Source organism: Campylobacter majalis (genome assembly GCF_905120465.1).
Lineage (GTDB): Bacteria > Campylobacterota > Campylobacteria > Campylobacterales > Campylobacteraceae > Campylobacter_A > Campylobacter_A majalis.
Map to the genome: position 1 here is coordinate 1 of NZ_CAJHOF010000035.1, position 4,132 is coordinate 4,132.

1 tRNA gene and 2 rRNA genes are annotated in these 4,132 nt (G+C 42.0%); all 3 read left to right on the plus strand.

Annotated features, from left to right (window positions below):
* Window positions 1-109: 109 nt before the first annotated feature.
* The 3 genes from LQU93_RS09680 (at window position 110) to rrf (ending at window position 3,665) form a co-directional block, all read left to right on the plus strand.
* Window positions 110-185: transfer RNA gene (locus LQU93_RS09680), tRNA-Ala, on the plus strand.
* 326 nt (window positions 186-511) lie between these two features.
* A 23S ribosomal RNA gene (locus LQU93_RS09685) occupies window positions 512-3,419 on the plus strand.
* Between the two features lie 127 nt (window positions 3,420-3,546).
* Window positions 3,547-3,665 (plus strand): 5S ribosomal RNA (rrf, locus tag LQU93_RS09690).
* Window positions 3,666-4,132 lie beyond the last annotated feature (467 nt).

Here is a 4,132-nt window from a genome sequence, read left to right on the forward strand (position 1 = left end):
TGCGGTTGGATCACCTCCTTTCTAGAGTACAATGTATATTCTCTCACAAGATATACATCATAAAGGAATGTCTCAATTGATCCTTATTTAGTTTTGAAAGATTGATGAAGGGGAATTAGCTCAGCTGGGAGAGCGCCTGCTTTGCACGCAGGAGGTCAGCGGTTCGATCCCGCTATTCTCCACCATTATTTTTGATTTAAATTTTAATTAGAGAATTTATTTTAAATTTTCTAATTAGACTTTAGTCTAAAGTTCATTTATTTACTATTGTTAAGAGTCACAAGCAAGTTTTAATAAAAACAATTTTACAGGACTTGTTAAAGATTTAAATATCTACTTTCTTGCATTAAATGCAGAAGTTTGACATCACAAGATTTTATGGGATTTAAAACTTATCCATACCATCTGTCAATGCTTTCCGTCTTGGATTGTAGAATTTAAATGTAATAACATAAATGTTATCTTTAACAAGGAAGTGATGCGAATTAGAATATAAATATATACTAATAAAAGGTAAGCTACTAAGAGTGAATGGTGGATGCCTTGGCTAGTAGAGGCGATGAAAGACGTGCCAGGCTGCGATAAGTCTCGGGGAGCCGTCAAGGGGCTTTGATCCGGGAATTTCTGAATGGGGCAACCCAGTTAAGTGAGAGCTTAACTACCTAATATGGAGCTAACGTTGGGAATTGAAACATCTTAGTACCAACAGGAAGAGAAATCAATAGAGATTACGCTAGTAGCGGCGAGCGAACGCGTAAGAGGGCAAACCGTTAGTTTACTAACGGGGTTGTAGGACTGCAATATAGACTAAACAAAGCTAATAGAATAATCTGGAAAGGTTGAGCATAGAGGGTGATACTCCCGTATATGAAAGCGATGTTTTACTTAGCAGTATCCTGAGTAGGGCGGGACACGTGATATCCTGTCTGAAGCTGGGTCGACCACGATCCAACCCTAAATACTACTACTAGACCGATAGCGTACAAGTACCGTGAGGGAAAGGTGAAAAGAACCGAGGTGATCGGAGTGAAATAGAACCTGAAACCATTTACTTACAATCATTCAGAGCCCTATGATTTATCAGGGTGATGGACTGCCTTTTGCATAATGAGCCTGCGAGTTGTGGTGTCTGGCGAGGTTAAGGAAACCTGGAGCCGTAGCGAAAGCGAGTCTTAATAGGGCGTTTAGTCAGATGCTGCAGACCCGAAACGATGTGATCTATCCATGAGCAGGTTGAAACTGGTGTAAGAGCCAGTGGAGGACCGAACCCGCTAGCGTTGAAAAGCTATGGGATGACTTGTGGATAGGGGTGAAAGGCCAATCAAACATCGTGATAGCTGGTTCTCTCCGAAATATATTTAGGTATAGCGTCATGTAGTAGCACTAGGGGGTAGAGCACTGAATGGGCTAGGGCATACACCAATGTACCAAACCCTATCAAACTCCGAATACCTAGTGTGTAATCATGGCAGTCAGGCGGCGAGTGATAAAATCCGTCGTCGAGAGGGGAACAACCCAGACTAACAGCTAAGGTCCCTAAATCTCATTTAAGTGGAAAACGATGTGAAGTTACTGAAACAACCAGGAGGTTGGCTTAGAAGCAGCCATCCTTTAAAGAAAGCGTAATAGCTCACTGGTCTAGTGATTTTGCGCGGAAAATATAACGGGGCTAAAATGAGTACCGAAGCTTTAGACTTAGTTTTACTAAGTGGTAGGAGAGCGTTCTATTCAGCGTTGAAGGTGTACCGGTAAGGAGCGCTGGAGCGGATAGAAGTGAGCATGCAGGCATGAGTAGCGATAATTGGGGTGAGAATCCCCAACGCCGTAAACCCAAGGTTTCCTACGCGATGCTCGTCATCGTAGGGTTAGCCGGGTCCTAAGCAAAGTCCGAAAGGGGTATGCGATGGAAAATTGGTTAATATTCCAATGCCAACATTATTGTGCGATGGAAGGACGCTTAGAGTTAAAGGAGCCAGCTGATGGAAGTGCTGGTCGAAAGGTGTAGATTAAGATCCAGGCAAATCCGGATCTTTTTAAGTCGAGACCCTACAGGCGTTTGAAGTTCTTCGGAATGGATAGCGAATCCTTGATACTGTCGAGCCAAGAAAAGTTTCTAAGTTTAGATAATGTTGCCCGTACCGTAAACCGACACAGGTGGGTGGGATGAGTATTCTAAGGCGCGTGGAAGAACTCTCTTCAAGGAACTCTGCAAAATAGCACCGTATCTTCGGTATAAGGTGTGCCTAACTTTGTGAAGGATTTACTCCGTAAGCATTGAAGGTTACAACAAAGAGTCCCTCCCGACTGTTTACCAAAAACACAGCACTCTGCTAACTCGTAAGAGGATGTATAGGGTGTGACGCCTGCCCGGTGCTCGAAGGTTAATTGATGGGGTTAGCAGCAATGCGAAGCTCTTGATCGAAGCCCGAGTAAACGGCGGCCGTAACTATAACGGTCCTAAGGTAGCGAAATTCCTTGTCGGTTAAATACCGACCTGCATGAATGGCGTAACGAGATGGGAGCTGTCTCGAAGAGGGATCCAGTGAAATTGTAGTGGAGGTGAAAATTCCTCCTACCCGCGGCAAGACGGAAAGACCCCGTGGACCTTTACTACAGCTTGATACTGCTATTGGGATAAAGATGTGCAGGATAGGTGGGAGGCTTTGATTATATGACGCCAGTTGTATATGAGCCATTGTTGAGATACCACTCTTTTTTATTCTGATAGCTAACTGGCGTGAGTTATCCTCACGCAGGACAATGTCTGGTGGGTAGTTTGACTGGGGCGGTCGCCTCCCAAAATGTAACGGAGGCTTACAAAGGTTGGCTCAGAACGGTTGGAAATCGTTCGTAGAGTATAAAGGTATAAGCCAGCTTAACTGCGAGACGTACATGTCAAGCAGGGACGAAAGTCGGTCTTAGTGATCCGGTGGTTCTGTGTGGAAGGGCCATCGCTCAAAGGATAAAAGGTACCCCGGGGATAACAGGCTGATCTCCCCCAAGAGCTCACATCGACGGGGAGGTTTGGCACCTCGATGTCGGCTCATCGCATCCTGGGGCTGGAGCAGGTCCCAAGGGTATGGCTGTTCGCCATTTAAAGCGGTACGCGAGCTGGGTTCAGAACGTCGTGAGACAGTTCGGTCCCTATCTGCCGTGGGCGTAAGAAGATTGAGGAGAGTTGACCCTAGTACGAGAGGACCGGGTCGAACGAACCACTGGTGTATGAGTTGTCCTGCCAAGGGCATCGCTCAGTAGCTACGTTCGGATGTGATAAGAGCTGAAAGCATCTAAGCTCGAAGCCAACTCCAAGATGAATCTTCTTTTAAGAGCTCTAGTAGACTACTAGTTTGATAGGCTGGGTGTGTAATTGATGAAAGTCATTTAGCTGACCAGTACTAATAGCTCGTTTGCTTATCTTTTTAAGCGTCACTTCCTTGTTAAGGATAACCCTTACAAGAGTATGTTTTTATAAACAAGCTTTAACTCTAACATCAAATAACACAAACAGTGTTAAATAAGATTTAGTTCTAGATTTTATTTAACACTGCTCGTGGCTATACAGACGAGGAAACGCCTTGCTCCATCTCGAACCAAGAAGCTAAGCTCGTCATGGCTGATGATACTCTCCCTTACTGGGATGTTGGGAAAGTAGGTCGCTGCGAGCTTTGTTTTTATCTTTTTTAATTGCTTCTATTATTTATTTTATTGCTTTATTTATTGGATTACCGTTATGTATTATGCTTGTGCAATTAAGTAAAGTTATCAATGTTAAAAATTCAAAGTTGTTTTATATACTATAGATACTACATAAAACACAAAGATTTTAAAAAATCGATTTAACTAACTTAAATAAATAGATCTTTAAAGTATGATAAGTTTATGTTTAACAATGCTTTTGCAAGATAATAATTAAACTAAAATTTTCTTCATTTGCTTTTATTTTTTAAAATATAAATATTCAAAGCAATAAGAGTAGCAAAGTTAAAAACAAGTATTTTTATTTAAATTCAGCATAATAAAAACAATATTAATGAAATATTTACACTAGTATCATATAATGAAACACTAACCAAAATAAAAGGATAAAACATGAAAATTTCAAAAATAATCTTAGCTAGCTTATTTGCAGTTT